Source organism: Acinetobacter sp. F16, from assembly GCF_052712855.1.
This window is the reverse complement of record NZ_JBRATK010000019.1, coordinates 20,064-41,304: the sequence shown is the minus strand read 5'-3', so window position 1 is coordinate 41,304 and position 21,241 is coordinate 20,064. Positions and strand designations below refer to the sequence as shown.

Here is a 21,241-nt window from a genome sequence, read left to right as displayed (position 1 = left end):
GACTTAAGACATATTAGTCTTCGCGTAATAAATCGTTCAAGCTGGTTTTAGCACGAGTTTTCGCATCAACTTTTTTCACGATGATTGCCGCATAAAGATTACAAGTACCATCTTTAGATGGAAGGCTACCAGACACAACAACTGAACCAGCAGGTACACGGCCGTAATGGATTTCGCCAGTTGCACGATCAAAGATCTTGGTTGATTGACCAATGAATACGCCCATTGAAATCACAGAACCTTCTTCAACGATCACGCCTTCAACGATTTCAGAACGTGCACCGATAAAGCAGTTGTCTTCAATAATCGTTGGGTTCGCTTGTAATGGTTCAAGAACACCACCAATACCTACACCACCAGACAAGTGTACGTTTTTACCAATTTGCGCACATGAACCCACAGTTGCCCATGTGTCAACCATTGTACCTTCGTCAACATATGCACCAATGTTCACATAAGACGGCATCAATACAACATTTTTCGCCTGGAAAGAACCTTTACGAGCTACAGCAGGGGGTACGACACGTACGCCAGCAGCTTTAAACTGTTCTTCAGTCCAACCCTTGAATTTAGTATCTACTTTGTCATAGAAACGAAGGTCACATGACTCAATAGGCTTGTTGTCATTTAATTTAAAAGATAACAAAACTGCTTTTTTAAGCCATTGGTGAACAATCCATTCACCATCAATTTTTTCAGCTACACGAAGTGAGCCGTTATCTAAGCCAGCAATAGCTTCTTCTACAGCACTGCGAACTTCAGCAGGGCAATCAGCCGCTGTGAAATTTGCACGGTCTTCAAAAGCCTGTTCAATGATTGTTGAAAGCTGAGACATGATCTTCCATTTCCAAAAAAAATTTTCCAAGATTTTACACTATATTGAGACAAAAATAGATGAAAAAGTGGCTTTAGATCGGAATTAATTATTAAAGATCTGGGAATGGCGCTGCTAAACAAAATGTGAGCAATATATTCGAGATTTTTGTCAAGCATCAGTGCGTTAACACAACGCAAACAATACAGTGAATAAGGCAATATCTTATTAAGTTAGATGTATCTATTTAAGTAAATATTATAAAAATTTCTATAAAAATAATTACTATTTATCAACGATAAAGATTATTTGTATCAAAATTTAACAAAAACCACGCAAATTTCGAATAAAACCTGCACTCTTTATATTTTATAGTTTAAACACGAAAAAAACATTAATGATGAAATAACCCCTTTTGAGGAGAGACACGATGAAAACTTTAAGTACGATTTTAGCAGCAGCTGTACTGACTGCTATTGCCGGAACAGCGATGGCTGACGACGCAGTAGTACAAGATGGTTATGCATTTGATCGCAATCAACTTATTCCGACAGGTGTTCGTGCTGAAGTAGGTACAACGGGTTATGGTGGTGCGTTACTTTGGACTGCAAACCCATATGTAGGTTTAGCTCTTGGTTATAATGGGGGTGACATTTCTTGGTCGGATGATTTATCTGTAGACGGCGTAAAATATGACGTTGATATGGATAACAAACTTGCATACTTAAATGCAGAAATTCGTCCTTGGGGTGCTAGTGAAAATCGTTGGGCTCAAGCTTTCTATATGGCTGCGGGTGTAGGTTATCTTGATAACGAATACGAGCTAACCTCTAGAACTGGTTCAGGTACGATTGAAATCGATGACAATCCAACAAGTTTTACCTCAGTAAATGGTAAAGTTTCATATGATAATGACATTGCTCCTTATGTAGGTTTAGGTTTTGCTCCAAAAATCAATAAAAACTGGGGTGTTTTCGGTGAAGTCGGTGCTTACTACGCGGGTAATCCAAAAGCGTCTTTAACTGGTGTAGGTGGTACAGTTGGAGATCAACTTTTATTGGAAGAGCATGAACGTAACATTGAACAAGATGATGAATACGAATGGTTGCCAGTCGGTAAAGTAGGTGTAAGCTACCACTGGTAATTTAAAGTTATCATTCTTTAAAAAACGAGCTTCGGCTCGTTTTTTGTTTTTGAAGATGAACATTAAATTTTACAGATTAAACACTTTAGTTAAAAGCGATAACCTACTTTCATCCCATAAGCGAAAGCATCATTATTGTTAACTGAGGATAAAGATCCAAATAAACTGCCTGAACCATTTTGATCTTGCTGAATTTTTGCTTTATTAAATTTTAAGTATCTTATGCCACTGGCAATAAATAAATGAGAGTGAATATTATAAAAACCACCTACACCAAAACTATAAAAACCATCTGAAGGACTCAAGGTAGAAGCCGGATTACCACTACCCGAATCTAGTCCTATATCCAATGTAGAGGTGAATTTGTCATTAAATACATAGGCCAGGCCTAAAGTTGTACTCCACTGATCTGTTTGATAATCCACTAAAGCGACCGGTGTATCACTATCTGAACTGATCAAGGGTGAAGTAATTTTAAAATTTTGCCAATTGACCCAACGCACTGATCCATAGATTAAATGATTGGTTGTTATACCTGTTTGAAACTCAAGGTTAACAGATTGAGGAGTTTTTATGGTTGTGTTCTGGTCGGATGCTAAATTGAGTAAAGCGATGGCGGGAACTGTGCTGATTTGTTCCTGAAAGCGTTGCTTATGTTGGATCTTAGAGCGGTAAGTCAGTGAGCTTTGAAGGGCATATTCAGGCCGTTGATAGCTGACACCTGTAAGCCAACCACTCGCGGAATCTTTCTTTAGATCCCCGATATAATCGACCAGTAATCCCATTGATTGACCTGAAATTTTCAAATGTGTTTTTAAGCTTTGATAACTTAAGCCTGTATAGATGTTCCAAGATTGATTTGGCTGGTAGCCGACAAGAGCTGTAAGATTATTGCTATCCAATTTAAAACGTACAGCGTTGACTAAATCATCCGGACTCATGACAATGGGATTGAGTGCATAACCGATATCTGTAGCAAAAGGCTGCTCATAAATCAGGCCTGCGGACCAATTGGGATCGAGTTGTAATTTAAAGGCCACGTTGGATAGATAAAAGTGATTAACGAAGTCTTGGGTAGAGGTTTCTGTATAGATCGATGGATTACTGGCTTCAGGCCGGTAAGTATTTCCTGAGATATTGGCATTAACAAATACGGTTGAAAATTCGGCATAATTTTTTGGTTGTAAAAATATAGCAACGCTTTGGTTTGAAGTTTCCAGTGCTGCGGAAAATACGTGCGTAGGCAAAAAAATGCACACACTTATACCAAATGCCGTAGCTTTCATAAATAACCCCAAATTAAATAATGAATTCGCTTATATGTTTTGTATGTGAAACCTGATGACACAGCATGTAATTGAATTTTTCTTATTCAGCAGGTGTACTTTATGCTGTTTTATTTAGAATGGGCAAGCCTAATTTAAGATTATTTATACTTTAATTCTTGAACAGGTAAAATATCTTATATTACTGATAAGTAAAACAATAAGATCAGTTAATTAAAATTAAAAAAAAGGGATATTTTATATCCCTGATTTAAATAATTATGTGATCTTTAATCTTCCGGGTAGGCAACTCTTTTTAATGCCTTGATGTCCGCTTCTGGTGAGCAGAGTGAAATAAACTCATAACCGTAGCCACGTAATAAATGGCCTTTACGTACCGCAATCCAGGTGGTGTTCACGCCAAAAATATCGGTTGGAATCTGTTTTAAACGATAGTCACGTTCTGCGTCATAAGCGACATTATTGACAATGCCGACACCCATATTCAGTTCAACATAGGTTTTGATGACATCGGCATCAAGCGCTGACATCACAATATCAACATCGATTCCTGCTTCTTCAAAGGCTTTGTCAATTTTTGAACGACCGGTGAAACCGCCATGATAAGTAATCAAAGGATATTGCGCCAAGTCTTCTAAAGTAATATCTATTTTGCTTGCCAGTGGATGGTTTTGTGGCGTGATAATACTGTGTTGCCAAGTATAAAAAGGGACACTGGCAAGGTTATCTTCAGTGGTTAAAGATTCGGTCGCTATACCGATATCAGCTTCGCCCTGAAGCAACATCTCCGTAATTTCAACTGGACTGGCCTGTTGTAAAATCAGATGTACTTTTGGAAATTCTTTTTTAAATTGATTCACAATTGGCGGTAACACATAACGTGCTTGCGTATGTGTGGTTGCAATCGTAAGCGTACCTTCATCGACGCGGTTAAAGTCATCTGCAAGACGTTTAATATTGTCTGCATCGACCAGCATGCGTTCAACAATACCCAGCAAAGACTGACCCGGCTCAGTTAAACCCAATAAACGTTTCCCTTTACGGATAAACAGTTGCACACCCAGTTCATCTTCTAGATCTTTAATATGTTTACTCACACCCGATTGGGATGTGTAAAGTGCTGCTGAAGCTTCAGTTAAATTAAAGTTTTGTCTAACGGTTTCTCGAATAATTCTTAATTGTTGAAAATTCATGATTCTGTATACCTTAAAAGGGGATGGGGCTTTTTTTGCCCCATCTATTTGTTCTTAAGCGACGTCATTGGCAAATAAATGCAATGCCGTTGGGCTTAACCAAACAGTTTGATTCGGTTTGAATTGATGTAGTTTCGCTTCTTCAGAGTTAAGCGAAATTTCAATCAAATTACCTTGACGATCCTGAAGTTCAGCAAGCACTTTGCCAGCAATCCAGATTTCACGTAAGAACGTGGCTTGAATGGCATTTTCTTGCGGAGTCGCATGAATGCTGAGTTCGTTTGGACGCGCAAATGCAATGATTTCACCTTGTGGTGCATCTTTCACTTGTGGCAATTGAATGCGGTCTTCGCCAAGATGGATGATACCTTGCTGATTTTGACCTTCGAAACGGTTGGCCTGACCCAGAAAGTCGAACACAAATGGCGTTGCCGGTTTTTCATAAACTTCACGAGGTGAACCAATCTGCTCTACATTGCCTTTGTTCATCACGATAATTTGATCCGCTACTTCTAAGGCTTCTTCCTGATCGTGGGTTACAAAAATAGAAGTGATATGCAATTCATCATGTAAGGTACGTAACCAGCGACGCAGTTCTTTACGTACTTTGGCATCGAGTGCACCAAACGGTTCGTCCAGTAACAGTACGCGAGGCTCAACGGCAAGTGCACGAGCCAAGGCAATACGTTGACGCTGACCGCCTGATAACTGAGCCGGGAAACGATCCGCCAAGAAACCGAGTTGAACCAAATCAAGTAAACGGGTGACACGTTTTTTGATTTCTGCTTCAGAAGGACGCGTCGAGCGCGGACGAACACGCAAACCAAAAGCAATATTGTCAAATACGGTCATGTGACGGAATAAAGCATAGTGCTGGAAAACAAAACCGACTTGGCGTTCGCGAACGTGAACATCGGTTGCATCTTCGCCTTCAAGAATCACCTGACCGCCATCAGCTGATTCCAAGCCGGCAATAATGCGGAGCAGGGTGGTTTTACCGCAGCCTGATGGACCGAGCAATGCCACCAGCTGACCATCTGGAAAATCCAGTGAGATATTTTTAAGTGCATGGAATGCACCAAAGTGTTTTTCAATATTTTTAACTTGAATACTCATGATGTCATTCCTTAAGAAACTTGTGAATCTTCATTACGTTTGTTTTGCTTTTCTTGGCGTATTTCAACCCATGTTTTCAAAATCAGGGTCACAATGGCAAGTAAAGCCAACAGCGAGGACACCGCAAACGCAGCACTAAAGGTATATTCGTTATAGAGAATTTCTACATGTAAAGGTAGAGTATTGGTTTCGCCGCGGATATGTCCAGACACCACCGATACCGCACCGAATTCACCCATGGCACGGGCATTACACAGAATCACACCATAAATTAGACCCCACTTAATATTCGGTAAGGTCACTTTATAGAAGGTTTGCCAACCTGAAGCACCCAGTACAATCGCGGCTTCTTCCTCTTCAGTCCCTTGTGCTTCCATTAAAGGAATCAGTTCACGCGCGACAAAAGGAACAGTAATAAAGATGGTCGCAAGCACAATGGCAGGCACGGCATAGAGCACTTTAATGTCGTGATCCATCAGCCAGCTGCCCATCCAACCTTGAGTACCAAAAATCAGCACCAGCATCATACCGGCGATAACAGGCGATACAGAGAAAGGGATGTCAATAATAGTGGTTAAAAGGGATTTACCACGGAAGTTGAATTTCGCAACAGACCAGGCAGCAGCGACACCAAACACCACGTTTAAGGGCACGGCAATGGCAGCGGTCAATAAAGTCAGTTTTACTGCAGATAAAGTGTCTGGATTGATCAAGGCTTGGAAATAAACCGCAACACCCTGTTTAAAGGCTTCAACAAAGACCAGAATTAAAGGCAGAATCAGGCAGCTTAAGAAAAAGATCAGCGCAATGGTGATCAGAACATTACGCACCCATGTTGGTTCACGGGTTGCATCACGGGATTGCAGTTTTTCTGCTAAAGCATTGCTATTGGTAGTTAAGCTCATCGGGCTGTTCTCCCTGTACGGCGGCTTGCCCATGCTTGTAGCAAGTTAATCAGGAATAAAATCGTAAAAGAAATTAACAACATCACCACCGCAATCGTGGTTGCACCTGCGTAATCATATTCTTCTAAACGAGAAATAATCATCAGTGGCGCGATTTCAGTTTCATAAGGCTGGTTACCGGCAATAAAGATCACTGAGCCGTATTCACCCACGCCACGTGCAAATGCCAATGCAAAGCCCGTTAAAAGAGCAGGGAATAAAATCGGTAAAATAATTTTGGTAATAATCTGAAAACGGTTGGCACCGAGTGCAGATGCAGCTTCTTCCAGTTCCGTTTCTAAATCACTCAGCACGGGTTGTACAGTGCGGACTACAAAAGGCAAGCCAATAAAAATCAGCGCAAGCGTGATCCCGATGGGGGTATAAGCCACTTTAATGCCGATCGGTTCCAGGTACTGACCAATCCAGCCTGTAGGTGCGTATAGAGAAGTCAGTGCAATACCGGCAACTGCGGTTGGCAGGGCAAACGGTAAATCCACCAAAGCATCAATAATCCGTTTACCAGGAAAGCTGTAACGTACTAAACACCATGCCAGTAACAAGCCAAATACCACATTGATTAAGGCTGCAATGAGTGCAGCACTAAAACTTAACTGCAAAGATTTTAGAATACGTTCTGAACTTAAAATTTCCCATAAACCGTCCCAGCCAATGCCCAGCGATTTAATAAACACCGCAGAGAGTGGAATAAGAACAATTAATGATAAATACGCTAGGGTAAAGCCTAGAGACAGACCAAATCCTGGCAGCACTCGGGATCGCTGCGACATGATTACTCCTCAAAAGAGAAAATGCTGACCAATAAAGTCAGCAAAAATAAAAATTTAATTCGGCACAAGCATAGTTTGCAGACTTCAAATTGCAAATTTAAAATAACACTTGCTCTCATCAGAAAAATTGATATGTTGCAGTACATTTTCTGAAATCAAATAATCATAAATTTCAGGAAATGGACCAAAACCGGAAGCAACATTAATATGTCCGACTTGACCCAGGTTAATCGGGTTGAGCTTCCATGCCTGGGCTAAGCATTGGGCATCTTCAAAATTTAACCAAGGGTCGTTTTCACTAATCAGTAAAGTCGTCGGAACGGCAATTTTAAGCTGGTGAAAATAACCTTGATAATCTTGCTGGCTATCACGTGCGAAACCCGCTTCACCAAAACGTGCAGGATTCGCTGGTGCAACCAGAATCAAATTTTTAATTTTTTGATTTAATTCCGGATGCTGAGCCAGTGCTGCAACAGTGGTGAGGCAACCAAAGCTATGCGCAACAATCTGGATCTTTCCCTGAATGGGCGCCACGGTATTTACAAATTCGCTGATCCAGGTTTCAAGTACCGGATCATTCCAATCCTTTTGTTGCACACGAGAGCATGACATGAGTTGTCGTTGTAACCAGGATTGCCAGTGAGTATGTTCACTGCCACCTACGCCTGGAACAATTACCGTATGAATCATGTCGATGCTCCTATCTATCGAACGATATTATTTCGCGCTATTGGCTTTTACAATTTGGTCAAAGATGCCACCATTTTCAAAGTGGGCCTTTTGAACTTTATCCCAACCGCCAAATTCCTGGTCAATGGTGACAAGTTTAAGTGGCTTGAAGACATTGCTGTATTTGGCTAACACTTTTGCATTACGTGGACGGTAGAAGTTACGTGCTGAAATTTCTTGACCCAATGGCGAGTACAAGAAGTTCAAGTAACCTTGCGCCAGGTATTTGTTGCCTTTTTTCTCAGCAGTTTTTTCTACGATCGCAACAGGTGGCTCAGCCAGAATGGACAGGCTAGGGGTTACGATTTCAAATTTTCCGGGTTGTTCGCGAAGCGCTAAATGTGCTTCATTTTCCCATGCTAGCAGTACGTCACCAATGCCGCGTTCAGCAAATGTGGTGGTTGCACCACGTGCGCCTGAATCGAGGACTTTGGTATTTTTATAAATTTTACGAACGAATTCTTGTGCAGTTTTGTCATTACCACCTGCCTGATGTTTCGCCCAAGCCCAAGCTGCTAAATAGTTCCAGCGTGCACCACCAGATGTTTTAGGGTTTGGAGTAATGATGCCGACACCCGGTTTAACCAAGTCGCCCCAGTCTTTTAGACCTTTCGGGTTGCCTTTACGCACCAAGAATACGATGGTAGAGGTATAGGGAGTTGAATTTTGCGGAAGTTTCTTTTGCCAGTCTTTCGGTAGAAGTTTGGTTTTTTCTTCAATCACGTCAATGTCAGCAGCAAGAGCAAGCGTCACGACATCAGCATCTAAACCATCAATCACTCCACGTGCTTGTTTACCCGAACCGCCGTGAGATTGCTTGAAATTGATCTTTTGACCGGTGCGGCTTTCCCAGTATTTGCCAAACTGTTTATTAACATCTTCATAAAGTTCACGGGTTGGATCATAAGAGACATTTAGAAAATCTTTTGCCAGAGCGCCCAAAGATGTTGCAGAGATCACTGCGGCCAAAACCCCTAACTTTAATTTTGCTGAAATGCTCATGCCAACCTCAATATTTTTAACTGTTTTGTAACATGAATGCAGAATAGCGCCATTCTTTATGCATAAAAAATAATAAATAATGAATTTTATATGAATAAAAAAGATAAGATAAGCCTATTCTGCATTCAAAGCACTGACCTTATCAATAAAGCCAGTGCTGCTCTTGATTTTCCAAGATTATTTCGTGCTATTCGCCTTCACGATCTGGTCAAAAATGCCGCCATTATCGAAGTGAGCTTTTTGAACTTTAGTCCAGCCACCAAACTCCTTGTCAATCGTCACCAGCTTCAAAGGTTTGAATACCGATTTGTATTTTGCCAGTACAGCTGCATTGCGCGGACGATAGAAATTGTTGGCAGCAACGGTTTGACCTGCAGGTGAATAGAGGTAGTTTAAGTAAGCTTTAGCAACGGTGAGATTGCCATCTTTCTGTGCATTCTTTTCAACAATGGCCACTGGCGGTTCTGCCAAAATAGATAATGATGGGGTGATAATTTCAAACTTGCCCGGCTGTTCACGAATTGCTAAGTGTGCTTCGTTCTCCCATGCAAGCAGTACGTCACCAATGCCGCGTTCAGCAAAGGTGGTGGTTGCACCGCGTGCTCCAGAGTCCAGTACTTTGGTGTTTTTATAGATTTTACGTACAAATTCTTGTGCTTTGGCATCGTTGCCGCCTGCCTGATGTTTCGCCCAAGCCCAAGCTGCCAAATAGTTCCAGCGTGCACCACCAGAGGTTTTAGGGTTTGGTGTAATGATGCCGACATCAGTTTTAACCAAATCACCCCAGTCTTTAATACCTTTCGGGTTGCCTTTATGGACTAAAAATACGATGGTAGATGTATACGGTGTAGAGTTATTAGGGAACTTTTTCTGCCAGTCTTTTGGCAGCAAATTTGAGTTTTCTGCAATGGCATCAATATCTGCAGCAAGTGCTAAAGTCACGACATCTGCATCAAGGCCATCGATGACTGAACGTGCCTGTTTACCCGAACCGCCGTGTGACTGTTTGAAGGTAATATCTTGACCCGTAGACTTCTTCCAATATGCACCAAACTCTTTATTATAGTTTTCATACAATTCACGTGTCGGATCGTATGAAACATTTAAGAAGTCTTTTGCCAGAGCGCCAAAAGATGTTGCCGAAATAAGTGCTGCTAAAACCCCGATTTTTAATGAGCGCATTTTTACTATCCTTTACATTTAAATTATTTATGTTTTGTACAAGGCGGAGAATAGCGTTATCTGTTAGGGTGAAAAAATAAGAAGAAACGAATTTGATATGAATAAAACTGCTATCAATTCAGCGTGGCTATTTTTAAACTAGCTCATCATTTACAGGACATTTGCATATGCCATGTTTTAAAAATGCACAGGAAATAAATGAAATTTCATTATTGGATCGTGCTTTCCATTATGGCGATGGCTGTTTTAGCACGGCGCGTGTGCGGCATGGCAAAATTGAGCTAGAACATTTGCATATGGCACGACTGCATTTGAGTTGTGAACGGCTGCTGTTAAAAGCTGATTTGAGTTTGATTCAAAAAAGCTTAGCTTTACTGCAACAGCAATTTCTAGAAGTGAATGGTACGCTTAAAATCATCATTAGCCGTGGTGAAGGGCAACGTGGATATAGCTTGCCCGATCATCCGTCTGATGTATGGGTATTTTTTTATCCAAAAGTGGTTGATGATTTTCAAGTTGAAAAAATAAAATCGGGTGTGCTGCAACAGGCACTGGGACTAACCATGCCCAGTCTGGTTGGTTTAAAAAGCCTGAATCGTTTGGAACAGGTATTATTAAAAAATGAGGCCGATGGGCGTGGATGGGCTGAAGCGCTGGTGACCGATGTGCAAGGCACTGTTGTTGAAGGAGTAAGCAGTAATTGTTTCATTCGTTTAAACAATACATGGATTACGCCAGAACTTCGTTATAATGGCGTCCATGGCGTGATGCGTGCAGAAATTTTGCTGCGTATGCAACAACATGGCATTCACTGTGAACAGCGCTTTATTGATATGGAAGAAATTTCAAAATTTGAAAGTCTGTTTTTCTGTAATGCCTTAAGTCCAATGAAAGTTGTGACTGAACTTAATCAGCAAGCTTTGAATGTTCAAGCGTGTATTGAACTGTTTAATAACCTTCAATTGAATCAGATTCGTTAATATGTTCACCACCAAGAAAAACTCAAAAAAGAAAGCCACAACAGTATTTCCATTGAAAGGTTTCATCGTTCTATTCATGGGTTTCGTGGTGATGGCTTCAGTCATCTTATGGTCAAGTTTGTTTAAGGCTTATCCTGTCGAAGGCAAAAAGCAGATGCTGGCGATTGGAACAGGGGATACCTATTCAGCTTTTATTAGCCGTTTAGCCAAAGAAGAGAAAGTCAGTTTCCCGATTATATTGAAGCTTTATCAAAAAATTATCATTCATGACACCATGAAAGCCGGTGTCTATGAAGTGCGTCAGGGCATGACGATTCGTCAAGTGATGGATATGGTCGCAAATTCTGAAAATGCACAAATGAACCGTATTCTGGTGATTGAAGGCACCACTTTTAAGCAGTTAATTGAAATTTTAAAGAAAGATGATTTAGTCACCAAGGAAGTGTTGAATCTTCCGCATGATCAAATGCTGCAAGCGTTGAATATTCCGTTTAATCATCCTGAAGGTCTGTTTGCACCGGATACCTATTTCTTTGCCAAAGGCGAAACAGATAAAAAGATTTTGACGGATTTGTATAACCGACAAATGAAATCTTTAGATGCCGCATGGGCAAATCGCGCCTCTGACCTGCCTTATAAAGATAAATATGAAGCCCTGATTATGGCTTCGATTGTTGAAAAAGAAACCAGTCTCGATCGTGAACTTGAACAGGTTTCGGGTGTGTTTGTGCGCCGTTTAAAAATGGGCATGCGCCTGCAAACTGACCCAACCGTGATTTATGGTATGGGCGTAAATTATCAAGGTAATATTACCCGCAATGATTTGCGTACACCGACTGCTTATAACACTTATACCAACAATGGCTTACCGCCAACGCCTATTGCATTACCCAGCCAAAAAGCCATTGAAGCTGCAATGCATCCGGATGCATCAAACAATATTTATTTTGTCGCAACCGGTAATGGCGGACATAAATTTAGCGCAAGTTTAGATGAGCATAATCGTGCAGTGCAGGATTACTTGTCAGTTTTAAAATCGAAGAAGGAGTGAGGGATGTTTATTAGTTTTGAAGGCACTGAAGGTGTCGGGAAAACCACACTCATTCGTAAAATTTATGACTATTTAGAACTGCAAGGCCAGCAAGTGGTGCTTACGCGCGAGCCGGGCGGTACACCCATGGCGGAACAAATCCGTTCGCTGCTTTTATCGGTGAATCATGAAGAAAGTATGGCCCATGATACTGAACTGCTTTTAATGTATGCAGCACGTGCGCAACATTTGCAGCAAGTGATTGTGCCTGCATTGACTGCGGGTAAGACTGTACTTTGTGACCGATTTACCGATGCAAGTTTTGCCTATCAGTGTGCAGGGCGTGGCTTAAGTAAAGAGAAATTGCAGTTATTGAATTCTAATTTTGTTTCGCATATGCCGAATATCACTTTTTGGCTCGATGCACCAACGGAACTGGGCATGTCACGCGCACGTGAACGTGGAGCACTGGATCGTTTTGAACAGGAGAAAGCCACTTTCTTTGAGAAAGTGCGTTCAGGCTATCATGAGCTTTGGGAACAACAGGGCGAACGGATTAAACGTCTGGATGCCACTCAAAGTCCTAAACAGGTGTTTCAGCAAGCCATAGCTTATCTGAACTAATTTCCTGAATTAAAAAAGGTCAAAAAAGTCAGTGCTTAAGCTTGATTGTTCTTCTATATTTGAAATCTTCAGGGAAGAAGGTTGAGGGTAAATGAAAAGTACCAAGGCAGAAATCATTGCTTTTTTACAGGCTGAATTTCCACAAAGTCTGGAAAAATGTGACATAGAAACGGTGACTAAAAAAGGCGCATCCATTATTTATCATATAGATGCAGCTGATTTAAGACCCGGCGGAACGGTATCAGGACCGACCATGATGACTGCTGCCGATTATGCACTCTACATTGCAATTCTGGGCGAGATTGGTATTGTTGCTTTGGCAGTGACCACCAATCTATCCACTAATTTTTTAAGAAAGCCATCTGCAGAACAGGATATTCGTGCAGTTTGCCGATTGATGAAAGTGGGCAAGGCACTGATTGTCGGTGATGTCTGGTTATATTCCCTTGATTCGGATGAACCGATCGCCCATGTGGTGGGGACTTATTCTATTCCACCTCAGCGATGATTCCAGGGTGTTGCCGAGTTAAAAAGCCGAACATTTCTGTTCGGCTTTTTATGGGTTTTGCCTAGGCTTAAATCTGGCTTTCTGTATTCACTAAAGGTGTTTCCACTTTAAAGCTGGGTGGAATCAGTACAGTTTTACGTAATTCATCCGCCAATTCAGGATAGTCCAAGGTGAAGTGCAGACCGCGTGATTCTTTACGCTCCATGGCACAGCGCACAATCATCTCGGACACCAGCACTAAATTACGCAGTTCAATCAGGTTCTTACTAACCTGATAATCGTGATAATACTCGTTAATTTCCTGTTTCAGCATTTCAATCCGGTGGAGCGCACGTTCCAGACGTTTTGTGGTTCGTACAATGCCGACATAGTTCCACATGGTCTGGCGCAGCTCATCCCAGTTTTGCAAAATCACCACATCTTCATCCGGATTCATCACCTGAGAATCATCCCAGGCCGGTACATCTGGAGAGATATAATCTGTGTTGAACTGGCTTTCGATATGTTTTGCAGCACTCATTCCGTAGACGAAACATTCTAAAAGTGAGTTACTGGCCATTCGGTTGGCACCATGCAAACCGGTATAAGAGGTTTCACCAATGGCATAGAGTCCTTCAATGTCGGCCTGGCTATTCTCATCGACCACTACACCGCCACAGGTATAGTGTGCAGCAGGAACCACCGGAATCATTTCCGTGGTGATGTCGATGCCCAGTTCTAACAAACGCGCATACAGGGTCGGGAAGTGTTCTTTCACAAACTCGGCCGGTTTATGGGTGATGTCGAGCCAGACATGACGAATCCCTAAACGCTTGATTTCATAGTCGATGGCACGCGCCACAATATCACGGGGTGCGAGTTCAGCACGTTCGTCAAAACGCAGCATGAAACGCTCACCATCGGGCAAACGTAAATAAGCACCTTCACCACGCATGGCTTCAGTAATTAAAAATGAACGGGCCTGAGGATGGTAAAGACAGGTCGGATGGAACTGGTTAAATTCCATATTGGCTACGCGGCAACCGGCACGATAGGCCATGGCAATGCCATCACCAGTGGCAATGTCCGGGTTAGAGGTATACAGGTAGGCTTTCATTGCTCCGCCACATGCCAGAGCGGTAGAGGGTGCTAAAAAGGTATGTACTTTTTCAGTTTTTTCATCCAGCGCATATAAACCTAAAACGCGATTGCCTTGATCCTTCCGCCCTAATTTGTGCGAAGTAATCAGATCAATCGCAATGTAATTTTCAAAAATAGTGATGTTCTGTTTTTCTTGGGCACGTTCAACCAAAGTTGTTGAAATCGCGCGACCGGTCGCGTCAGCCGCATGAATAATACGGCGCTGTGAATGCCCGCCTTCACGGGTTAAATGGAGTTGTTCTTGTTCATCTAAGGTGAATTGCACACCATGCTTTAAAAGGAAATCAACTGAAGGTTTGCCACCTTCCACCGTCTGTTTTACCGCCTCAATCTCACATAGCTGTGCGCCTGCAATCATGGTGTCATCAATGTGCTGTTCAATTGAATCGGTTTCATCCAGAACAGCTGCGACACCGCCTTGCGCATAAAAAGTACTGGCATCGGTTAAAGTCGATTTTGCCAAAACTGCAATATTGAAATGATCGGGTAGCGATAAAGCCAGACTTAAACCTGCACCGCCACTTCCCACAATGATCACATCAAAATGATGCGTTGTGTTTAAATTAGACATGTCCATCAGCTAATTCGAAAAAAAGTTCGCTAATGACAACGCTTTTTTGATCAAAAAACAAGGGCTAATATGCTAATCTATGATGAGAAAAAGTAATAAACCAGCAAACTTTTAAGAAAACTTTAAGCTGTTGTTTATACAAATATAATCAAACAATATTATTACCCAAGATAGACAAGGTTTGTGCTAGAAACTGTCTATACATATTTATAACGAAATGGAGCGAATGCTTTATATGAAAAATCGCTATGTACAAAAAGGAATTTATGCTGCGGTATTTACCATGGCGGCAGTACAAACCCAGGCAGCTACTCCGGTGGATTTTTCCAATCTGGTAGAACAGGTGAGTCCTGCGGTTGTTAGTGTCAATGTCGTTAAAAAAATGACAGAGCAAGAATTACTGCAGCAGCAAGTTCCTGAAATACTAAAACGTTTCTTTGGTAATCGGGTGATTATTCCTCAGCAACAGGCACCACAAGAAAAAACCGGTTATGGCAGCGCATTCTTTATCAGTAAAGACGGGTATTTGCTGACCAATCACCATGTGGTGGAAGATGCTTCTAAAGTCACGATCATGCTGAACGATCGCCGTGAAATTGATGCGACTGTGGTTGGCAGTGATGAGCGTACCGATGTTGCACTTTTAAAAGTTAATGGCTCGAATTTTCCTGAATTACGTACCGGCAATGTTGATCGACTCAGAGTGGGAGAGCCGGTACTGGCGATTGGTTCACCCTTCGGCTTTGATTATTCTGCATCAGCCGGCATTGTCAGCGCAAAAATGCGTAACATGATGGGTGAAACTTCAGTTCCGTTTATTCAAACCGATGTGGCCTTGAATCCAGGGAATTCGGGTGGTCCACTGTTTAACCAGAACGGTGAAGTGGTTGGAGTGAACTCGCGAATCTTCAGTGGAACTGGCGGATATATGGGCTTGTCATTCTCTATTCCGATTGATGTGGCCATGGATGTTGCTGAGCAGTTGAAAAAGAATGGCAAGGTGACGCGTTCATACTTAGGAATAATGCTACAAGATATTGATCGTACCCTTGCAGAATCTTATCACCTGTCCAAACCTGAAGGCGCACTGGTGACACAGGTGGCACCAAATTCACCCGCAGCCAAAGCCGGCTTTAAATCGGGCGATGTGATCTTGAAATATAATGGCTCAGCCATTTCAAGAACTTCAGACTTGCTTAATTATTTAAACCGCACTACACCGAATCAAAACATTCAATTGCAAGTTTTACGCGATGATAAAATCCGTAATATCTCGGCGACCGTGACGACTGCTCCTGATGACACCCCAGCAAAAGTGGAACAAACTGCTGAGCAAAAAGGTCCGGTTATCGGTGTTAGTATTCGTAATCTCACTGCCGCAGAACAAACCCAGCTGAATATTAAAGGCGGTATTTTGGTCGAGGAAGTGAAGCGAGGGGGGATTGCCGCGCAATCGCGTATGGCTGCAGGCGATATCATTACTCAAATCAACAATAAAACCATTCTGAATAGTAATGATTTTATTAAATCTGTGTCTGAGTTGAAAAAAGGTTCAATTGCACGGGTTTCGGTTATTCGTCAAGATCAACGCGCAATTTTGGGCATGCGGATTGAATAGCCCCCCTAAATGAACAGCAAAACCACTCTGAAAATGAGTGGTTTTTTTATATTTTGCAATTTTACTCGATCCTAAAATTACGTAGACTGTATTTCCTTGAACGAAATTTTTGCAATGAGTATAGGTTTAAAGAAGATATGAGCACAGTTTTTGATTTAGAAATGACCGTTCAAGCCGAGCATATTGACAGTTTGGGACATGTCAATAATGTGGTGTATATGCAGTGGATACAGGAAGTGGCGACTGCACATATTGAAGCCTTGGGTTTGGGAATTAAAGAATATCTTGAACTGAAGCATGCGATGGTGGCAATTGAACATCATGTGCAATATCGAAAAGCGGCGTTTGAAGGCGAGAAAATTATCTTGCGCACCTGGTTAAATGATCTCAATGCACTCTATTCTTTCCGCCAATATGTTTTCTATCGTCCTCAGGACCAAAGCATTTTATTTACAGGAAGTACCAAATGGGCCTGTATCGAAATCGCAACCGGTCGACCAAAACGTATGTCCCCGACATTTACCCAGGCTTATCAACCGATCGCAGCAGATATTAATCCACTGGATTTTACTCATATTCATTTAAAAGATGAAGATTGATAACTGCATTCATGCCGACAAAAGCTGATTAATTGCTGTCATTACATTTATAAATCAATGCTTGGATGAGGCGGATGTATTGCAAAGTTTTGCAGAAGAAACGGACTATTTTTAAAAGCTGACTGTATTTTTAACTATCTACTGCTTATACTGTGCAACATCTTCGGAATATCCTTTTTTGCACGTCATAAATACTTTGTTCATTCAAGTATGTGATTGTGTGTTTTGATTTAGAGTAGTTTATGGCAGTTGCTAAAAAGTTAGTTAATATCAATAATATACGAAATTTTTCGATTATTGCGCATATCGATCATGGTAAATCGACGCTTGCAGATCGGTTTATTCAAACCTGTGGTGGTCTACAAGCGCGTGAAATGCAAGCGCAAGTCCTTGACTCTATGGACATTGAGCGCGAACGCGGAATTACCATTAAAGCTGCGTCCGTTACCTTGTATTACACCCATCCAAATGGTCAAGAGTATCAACTTAACTTTATTGATACTCCAGGACACGTTGACTTTTCCTATGAAGTTTCACGCTCACTAGCAGCCTGTGAAGGTGCCTTACTGGTTGTGGATGCGGCACAAGGTGTAGAAGCGCAATCGGTAGCGAACTGCTATACCGCGATTGAACAAGGTCTTGAAGTTCTTCCTGTTTTAAACAAGATTGATTTACCGCAAGCTGAACCTGAGCGTGTGATTCAAGAAATTGAAGATATCATCGGAATTGAGGCAACTGAAGCACCGACATGTTCTGCAAAAACAGGTTTAGGTGTTGAGGGCGTTTTAGAAACATTAGTCAATGTGATTCCACCGCCAGTGGGTGATCGGGACGCTGCTTTACAAGCCTTGATTGTCGATTCCTGGTTCGATAACTATTTAGGCGTTGTCTCGCTGGTTCGTATCAAACATGGTCGTATCCGTAAAGGCGATAAAATGCTGGTCAAATCGACCGGTCAAACTCATATCGTGACCTCAGTGGGTATTTTTAACCCTAAACACACTGAAACCGGCGAGTTAGAAGCAGGTGAAGTGGGCTTTGTTATTGCAGGGATTAAAGATATTTTTGGTGCGCCAGTGGGCGATACCATTACGTTATCTACGACCCCAGACGTTGCTGTTTTACCTGGTTTTAAAAAGGTTAAGCCGCAGGTTTATGCAGGTCTGTTCCCCATTGATGCCAGTGATTTTGAACCGTTCCGTGAGGCGCTGCATAAATTACAGATTAATGACTCTGCATTATTTTTTGAACCGGAAAGTTCTGATGCTTTAGGTTTTGGTTTCCGTTGTGGCTTCTTGGGCATGCTGCACATGGAGATTGTACAAGAGCGTTTAGAGCGTGAGTATGACTTAGACCTGATCAGCTCTGCACCAACGGTCATTTATGAATCGTTAATGAAAAATGGCCAAACCATTTACATCGACAGTCCATCTAAAATGCCTGATGGTTCAACCGTTGAAGATTTACGCGAGCCAATTGCAGAATGTCATATTCTGGTTCCTCAAGAATACTTGGGTAACGTCATGACTTTATGTGTTGAGCGCCGTGGTGTTCAAAAAGAAATGAAATTCTTGGGTAAACAAGTATCTTTGACCTTTGAAATTCCAATGGCTGAAGTAGTGATGGACTTCTTTGACCGTTTGAAATCATGCTCACGCGGTTTTGCATCCCTCGATTATAACTTTGTACGTTTTGAAAGTTCTGCACTTGTAAAAGTGGATGTGTTGATTAATGGTGACAAAGTGGATGCCTTGGCGATGATTGTTCATCGTAATGATGCACGTCACCGTGGTATTGCACTGGTCGAGAAAATGAAAGAGCTGATTCCTCGTCAAATGTTTGATGTTGCGATTCAGGCTGCGATTGGTGCACAAATTATTGCGCGCTCAACAGTAAAAGCGATGCGTAAAAACGTATTGGCTAAATGTTATGGCGGTGACGTTTCACGTAAGAAGAAACTGTTGTCTAAGCAAAAAGAAGGTAAGAAACGCATGAAGCAAGTGGGTAGTGTTGAGATCCCGCAAGAAGCGTTCCTGGCTGTATTGAAAGTAGAAAGATAATAAGATTGAGGATATAAGCCCATGGATTTTGATTTTAATTTAATCCTTGTACCAGCGACACTAATTTTCTTTTTGGTGTGGTTGTTGGATAAGTTTGTCTTTAAACAAAGACAAACTCTAGGCAAGGATAATGAAAATTTCATTATCACATGGGCGTATGACTTCTGGCCGGTGTTGGCCGTTGTCCTGATCCTGCGTTCATTTTTATATGAGCCTTTTAATATTCCATCAGACTCAATGGTTCCAACTTTAGAAACTGGCGATTTTATTCTGGTCAATAAATTTAACTATGGAATACGCTTACCTATCGTAAATACCAAAGTGATTGACGTGGGCGAACCAGAACGCGGTGATGTGATTGTATTCCGCTATCCACCGCAACCGACGATTAGCTATATTAAACGTGTAGTCGGTTTACCTGGTGATCATATTGTTTATGATCACGGACAGCTTTCAATTAACGGGAATAAGGTTGCTAAAGTTCCAGTTAAATTTAGCCGTGAAAAAGATATTTTAGATACACCCGCGTCGATTTATCATCAAGAAACATTGGGCAAACATAGCTTTAAAATGCGCGAGCTTGAAGATGTAAATGTGGCACGCCAAGCACCATTTATTAATTATGTTGAAAATGGTAAATACTCGGCTGAAAATGGTTTATATTGGGAAGTCAAAGTTCCACAAGGTCATTACTTCGTGATGGGGGATAATCGTGATCAAAGTGCTGACAGTCGTTTTTGGGGCTTTGTACCAGAAGAAAACTTAACGGGTCGTGCGTTCTATATCTGGATGCATAAAGAGCCTGGTTTTAAATTGCCGTCATTTAATCGTAACGGTAAAATTGATTAAGCATGATTGGAAAAATAACAAATGCGTAAAAATCAACAAGGTGCATCATATATTGGGATTTTGATTGCAATTATTGGTTTTGCTTTTTTAGCAAAAATTGCCATTGCAGTGTGGGGACCCTACTGGGATGATCGAGTGGTAGATAGTCAGATTACTGAGTTAATGCAAAACAGTCCGGCAAATACAGCTCCTTCAAAGTTTACAAGTCAGATGAGTCAGCGTTTAGACATGAACAATATTCGCGATCTTAAATTCGATGAAATTGCGCAAGTTACAAATGTTGAGGGTCTGGAAGTGAAAAAAGATTATGAGATAAGAAAGCCGTTCTTACTCAATATAGATTTAGTGTTAAAGTTCGAGAAAAGTTTTGATCAAAGGTCAGTCCAAACTAAGTGATATGCACTTAGTCAGCCGTATCGGTTATCAGTTCAAACAGCCTGAATTATTGCAGCTTGCACTGACACACCGATCGGTGAGTCATAAATCTAACTACGAGCGTCTAGAGTTTCTAGGCGATTCATTGTTAGGGATGATCATTGCCCATTATTTGTATCAAGCCTACCCTCATGAAAATGAAGGGCGTTTAACGCGTATGCGTGCCACATTGGTTCGTCAAGAAGCATTAGGCAAAATTGCAAACGATTTGAAACTTGGTCCGTGTTTAATCTTAAGCACAGGTGAGTTGAAATCGGGTGGACATCATCGAGAATCTATTCTTGCTGATACTGTAGAAGCGATTATTGGTGCAATTTATATCGACTGCAATGATTTAAAAACCTTGCAAGAGATCGTGCTGAAATGGTACGTGCCATATTTAGACCATATTGAGCCTACAGACCAACTCAAAGATCCAAAATCACGCTTACAGGAATATCTACAAGCGCGTAAAAAGCCTCTCCCTATTTACGATGTAGTGGATATTCAAGGTGATGCCCCGAATCAGCATTTCAAAGTGGAATGCATTATCGAGGGCTTGCCTGTATTGTACGGTGAAGGATCCAGTCGTCGCTTTGCTGAGCAAGCAGTAGCGGCAGATATCTTAAAACAATTGGAGCAGTAAT

General features: G+C 41.6%; 21 protein-coding genes. 11 read left to right on the top strand and 10 right to left on the bottom strand.

Features of this window, described 5'->3' with window-relative positions:
- Positions 1-13: 13 nt before the first annotated feature.
- Positions 14-835: a 2,3,4,5-tetrahydropyridine-2,6-dicarboxylate N-succinyltransferase gene (gene dapD / locus ACU0NF_RS11015; RefSeq protein ID WP_131268847.1), complete on the bottom strand. Its 822-nt coding sequence runs from the start codon at positions 833-835 to the stop codon at positions 14-16.
- Positions 836-1,244: 409 nt separating this feature from the next.
- Here dapD and carO point away from each other — a divergent pair, with 409 nt between their 5' ends.
- Positions 1,245-1,958: an ornithine uptake porin CarO gene (gene carO, locus ACU0NF_RS11010; RefSeq protein ID WP_445661146.1), complete on the top strand. Its 714-nt coding sequence runs from the start codon at positions 1,245-1,247 to the stop codon at positions 1,956-1,958.
- Between the two features lie 89 nt (positions 1,959-2,047).
- On the opposite strand, the gene ACU0NF_RS11005 is transcribed toward carO, so the two are convergent.
- The 8 genes from ACU0NF_RS11005 to ACU0NF_RS10970 all read right to left on the bottom strand — a co-directional run bounded on the left by ACU0NF_RS11005 (position 2,048) and on the right by ACU0NF_RS10970 (position 10,201).
- Positions 2,048-3,244, bottom strand: a complete 1,197-nt coding sequence (locus ACU0NF_RS11005; protein ID WP_445661145.1) for an outer membrane protein transport protein — start codon at positions 3,242-3,244, stop codon at positions 2,048-2,050.
- Between the two features lie 269 nt (positions 3,245-3,513).
- Positions 3,514-4,437 carry a CysB family HTH-type transcriptional regulator gene (locus tag ACU0NF_RS11000; protein WP_445661144.1) on the bottom strand — a complete coding sequence of 308 codons (924 nt, stop codon included), beginning with the start codon at positions 4,435-4,437 and terminating at the stop codon, positions 3,514-3,516.
- Positions 4,438-4,491: 54 nt separating this feature from the next.
- Positions 4,492-5,553: a sulfate/molybdate ABC transporter ATP-binding protein gene (locus ACU0NF_RS10995; protein ID WP_131382901.1), complete on the bottom strand. Its 1,062-nt coding sequence runs from the start codon at positions 5,551-5,553 to the stop codon at positions 4,492-4,494.
- A gap of 11 nt (positions 5,554-5,564) precedes the next feature.
- Positions 5,565-6,458, bottom strand: coding sequence for a sulfate ABC transporter permease subunit CysW (cysW, locus tag ACU0NF_RS10990; protein WP_445661143.1), 894 nt, complete (start codon positions 6,456-6,458; stop codon positions 5,565-5,567).
- Positions 6,455-7,288 (bottom strand): sulfate ABC transporter permease subunit CysT, encoded by an 834-nt coding sequence (cysT, locus tag ACU0NF_RS10985; protein ID WP_131268853.1) that lies wholly within the window; start codon positions 7,286-7,288, stop codon positions 6,455-6,457. Before cysT ends, cysW begins: the two co-directional genes overlap by 4 nt.
- Before the next feature lie 84 nt (positions 7,289-7,372).
- Entirely contained in the window at positions 7,373-7,978 is a 606-nt protein-coding gene (locus ACU0NF_RS10980) for an alpha/beta hydrolase (RefSeq protein WP_445661142.1), read from the bottom strand.
- A 27-nt stretch (positions 7,979-8,005) separates the two neighbouring features.
- The gene (locus ACU0NF_RS10975; protein ID WP_445661141.1) at positions 8,006-9,019 is read right to left on the bottom strand and encodes a sulfate ABC transporter substrate-binding protein; all 1,014 of its coding nucleotides are present in this window, start codon (positions 9,017-9,019) and stop codon (positions 8,006-8,008) included.
- Between the two features lie 177 nt (positions 9,020-9,196).
- On the bottom strand, positions 9,197-10,201 hold the full coding sequence (locus ACU0NF_RS10970; RefSeq protein ID WP_131268856.1) for a sulfate ABC transporter substrate-binding protein: 1,005 nt from the start codon (positions 10,199-10,201) through the stop codon (positions 9,197-9,199).
- 167 nt (positions 10,202-10,368) lie between these two features.
- Here ACU0NF_RS10970 and pabC point away from each other — a divergent pair, with 167 nt between their 5' ends.
- The 4 genes from pabC (at position 10,369) to ACU0NF_RS10950 (ending at position 13,343) form a co-directional block, all read left to right on the top strand.
- Positions 10,369-11,181, top strand: coding sequence for an aminodeoxychorismate lyase (gene pabC, locus ACU0NF_RS10965; RefSeq protein ID WP_445661140.1), 813 nt, complete (start codon positions 10,369-10,371; stop codon positions 11,179-11,181).
- Position 11,182: 1 nt separating this feature from the next.
- Positions 11,183-12,232 carry an endolytic transglycosylase MltG gene (gene mltG / locus ACU0NF_RS10960; RefSeq protein WP_445661139.1) on the top strand — a complete coding sequence of 350 codons (1,050 nt, stop codon included), beginning with the start codon at positions 11,183-11,185 and terminating at the stop codon, positions 12,230-12,232.
- Between the two features lie 3 nt (positions 12,233-12,235).
- Positions 12,236-12,835: a dTMP kinase gene (gene tmk, locus ACU0NF_RS10955; protein ID WP_445661138.1), complete on the top strand. Its 600-nt coding sequence runs from the start codon at positions 12,236-12,238 to the stop codon at positions 12,833-12,835.
- A gap of 91 nt (positions 12,836-12,926) precedes the next feature.
- Positions 12,927-13,343, top strand: a complete 417-nt coding sequence (locus ACU0NF_RS10950; protein WP_370983504.1) for a PaaI family thioesterase — start codon at positions 12,927-12,929, stop codon at positions 13,341-13,343.
- A 67-nt stretch (positions 13,344-13,410) separates the two neighbouring features.
- Here ACU0NF_RS10950 and nadB read toward each other — a convergent pair whose 3' ends face one another.
- Positions 13,411-15,060 carry an L-aspartate oxidase gene (nadB, locus tag ACU0NF_RS10945; RefSeq protein WP_445661137.1) on the bottom strand — a complete coding sequence of 550 codons (1,650 nt, stop codon included), beginning with the start codon at positions 15,058-15,060 and terminating at the stop codon, positions 13,411-13,413.
- A 229-nt stretch (positions 15,061-15,289) separates the two neighbouring features.
- Between nadB and ACU0NF_RS10940 the strand changes: the two genes are divergently transcribed.
- From ACU0NF_RS10940 to rnc, 6 genes are all read left to right on the top strand, one after another.
- Positions 15,290-16,672: a Do family serine endopeptidase gene (locus ACU0NF_RS10940; RefSeq protein WP_131268862.1), complete on the top strand. Its 1,383-nt coding sequence runs from the start codon at positions 15,290-15,292 to the stop codon at positions 16,670-16,672.
- Positions 16,673-16,809: 137 nt separating this feature from the next.
- On the top strand, positions 16,810-17,271 hold the full coding sequence (locus ACU0NF_RS10935) for an acyl-CoA thioesterase (protein ID WP_284066999.1): 462 nt from the start codon (positions 16,810-16,812) through the stop codon (positions 17,269-17,271).
- A gap of 242 nt (positions 17,272-17,513) precedes the next feature.
- Positions 17,514-19,331 (top strand): translation elongation factor 4, encoded by a 1,818-nt coding sequence (gene lepA, locus ACU0NF_RS10930; RefSeq protein WP_131382889.1) that lies wholly within the window; start codon positions 17,514-17,516, stop codon positions 19,329-19,331.
- Positions 19,332-19,352: 21 nt separating this feature from the next.
- Positions 19,353-20,180 carry a signal peptidase I gene (gene lepB / locus ACU0NF_RS10925; RefSeq protein ID WP_445661136.1) on the top strand — a complete coding sequence of 276 codons (828 nt, stop codon included), beginning with the start codon at positions 19,353-19,355 and terminating at the stop codon, positions 20,178-20,180.
- A gap of 21 nt (positions 20,181-20,201) precedes the next feature.
- Positions 20,202-20,576 (top strand): DUF4845 domain-containing protein, encoded by a 375-nt coding sequence (locus ACU0NF_RS10920; protein ID WP_131268866.1) that lies wholly within the window; start codon positions 20,202-20,204, stop codon positions 20,574-20,576.
- The gene (rnc, locus tag ACU0NF_RS10915; protein WP_131315670.1) at positions 20,548-21,240 is read left to right on the top strand and encodes a ribonuclease III; all 693 of its coding nucleotides are present in this window, start codon (positions 20,548-20,550) and stop codon (positions 21,238-21,240) included. The genes ACU0NF_RS10920 and rnc overlap by 29 nt, the downstream gene beginning before the upstream one ends.
- Position 21,241: the final 1 nt, after the last annotated feature.

What these genes read in the sequence shown, in the direction of transcription:
- dapD (WP_131268847.1), bottom strand. Translation starts at nt 835, where the DNA reads ATGTCTCAGCTTTCAACAATCATTGAACAGGCTTTTGAAGACCGTGCA.
- carO (WP_445661146.1), top strand. Translation starts at nt 1,245, where the DNA reads ATGAAAACTTTAAGTACGATTTTAGCAGCAGCTGTACTGACTGCTATT.
- ACU0NF_RS11005 (WP_445661145.1), bottom strand. Translation starts at nt 3,244, where the DNA reads ATGAAAGCTACGGCATTTGGTATAAGTGTGTGCATTTTTTTGCCTACG.
- ACU0NF_RS11000 (WP_445661144.1), bottom strand. Translation starts at nt 4,437, where the DNA reads ATGAATTTTCAACAATTAAGAATTATTCGAGAAACCGTTAGACAAAAC.
- ACU0NF_RS10995 (WP_131382901.1), bottom strand. Translation starts at nt 5,553, where the DNA reads ATGAGTATTCAAGTTAAAAATATTGAAAAACACTTTGGTGCATTCCAT.
- cysW (WP_445661143.1), bottom strand. Translation starts at nt 6,458, where the DNA reads ATGAGCTTAACTACCAATAGCAATGCTTTAGCAGAAAAACTGCAATCC.
- cysT (WP_131268853.1), bottom strand. Translation starts at nt 7,288, where the DNA reads ATGTCGCAGCGATCCCGAGTGCTGCCAGGATTTGGTCTGTCTCTAGGC.
- ACU0NF_RS10980 (WP_445661142.1), bottom strand. Translation starts at nt 7,978, where the DNA reads ATGATTCATACGGTAATTGTTCCAGGCGTAGGTGGCAGTGAACATACT.
- ACU0NF_RS10975 (WP_445661141.1), bottom strand. Translation starts at nt 9,019, where the DNA reads ATGAGCATTTCAGCAAAATTAAAGTTAGGGGTTTTGGCCGCAGTGATC.
- ACU0NF_RS10970 (WP_131268856.1), bottom strand. Translation starts at nt 10,201, where the DNA reads ATGCGCTCATTAAAAATCGGGGTTTTAGCAGCACTTATTTCGGCAACA.
- pabC (WP_445661140.1), top strand. Translation starts at nt 10,369, where the DNA reads ATGCCATGTTTTAAAAATGCACAGGAAATAAATGAAATTTCATTATTG.
- mltG (WP_445661139.1), top strand. Translation starts at nt 11,183, where the DNA reads ATGTTCACCACCAAGAAAAACTCAAAAAAGAAAGCCACAACAGTATTT.
- tmk (WP_445661138.1), top strand. Translation starts at nt 12,236, where the DNA reads ATGTTTATTAGTTTTGAAGGCACTGAAGGTGTCGGGAAAACCACACTC.
- ACU0NF_RS10950 (WP_370983504.1), top strand. Translation starts at nt 12,927, where the DNA reads ATGAAAAGTACCAAGGCAGAAATCATTGCTTTTTTACAGGCTGAATTT.
- nadB (WP_445661137.1), bottom strand. Translation starts at nt 15,060, where the DNA reads ATGGACATGTCTAATTTAAACACAACGCATCATTTTGATGTGATCATT.
- ACU0NF_RS10940 (WP_131268862.1), top strand. Translation starts at nt 15,290, where the DNA reads ATGAAAAATCGCTATGTACAAAAAGGAATTTATGCTGCGGTATTTACC.
- ACU0NF_RS10935 (WP_284066999.1), top strand. Translation starts at nt 16,810, where the DNA reads ATGAGCACAGTTTTTGATTTAGAAATGACCGTTCAAGCCGAGCATATT.
- lepA (WP_131382889.1), top strand. Translation starts at nt 17,514, where the DNA reads ATGGCAGTTGCTAAAAAGTTAGTTAATATCAATAATATACGAAATTTT.
- lepB (WP_445661136.1), top strand. Translation starts at nt 19,353, where the DNA reads ATGGATTTTGATTTTAATTTAATCCTTGTACCAGCGACACTAATTTTC.
- ACU0NF_RS10920 (WP_131268866.1), top strand. Translation starts at nt 20,202, where the DNA reads ATGCGTAAAAATCAACAAGGTGCATCATATATTGGGATTTTGATTGCA.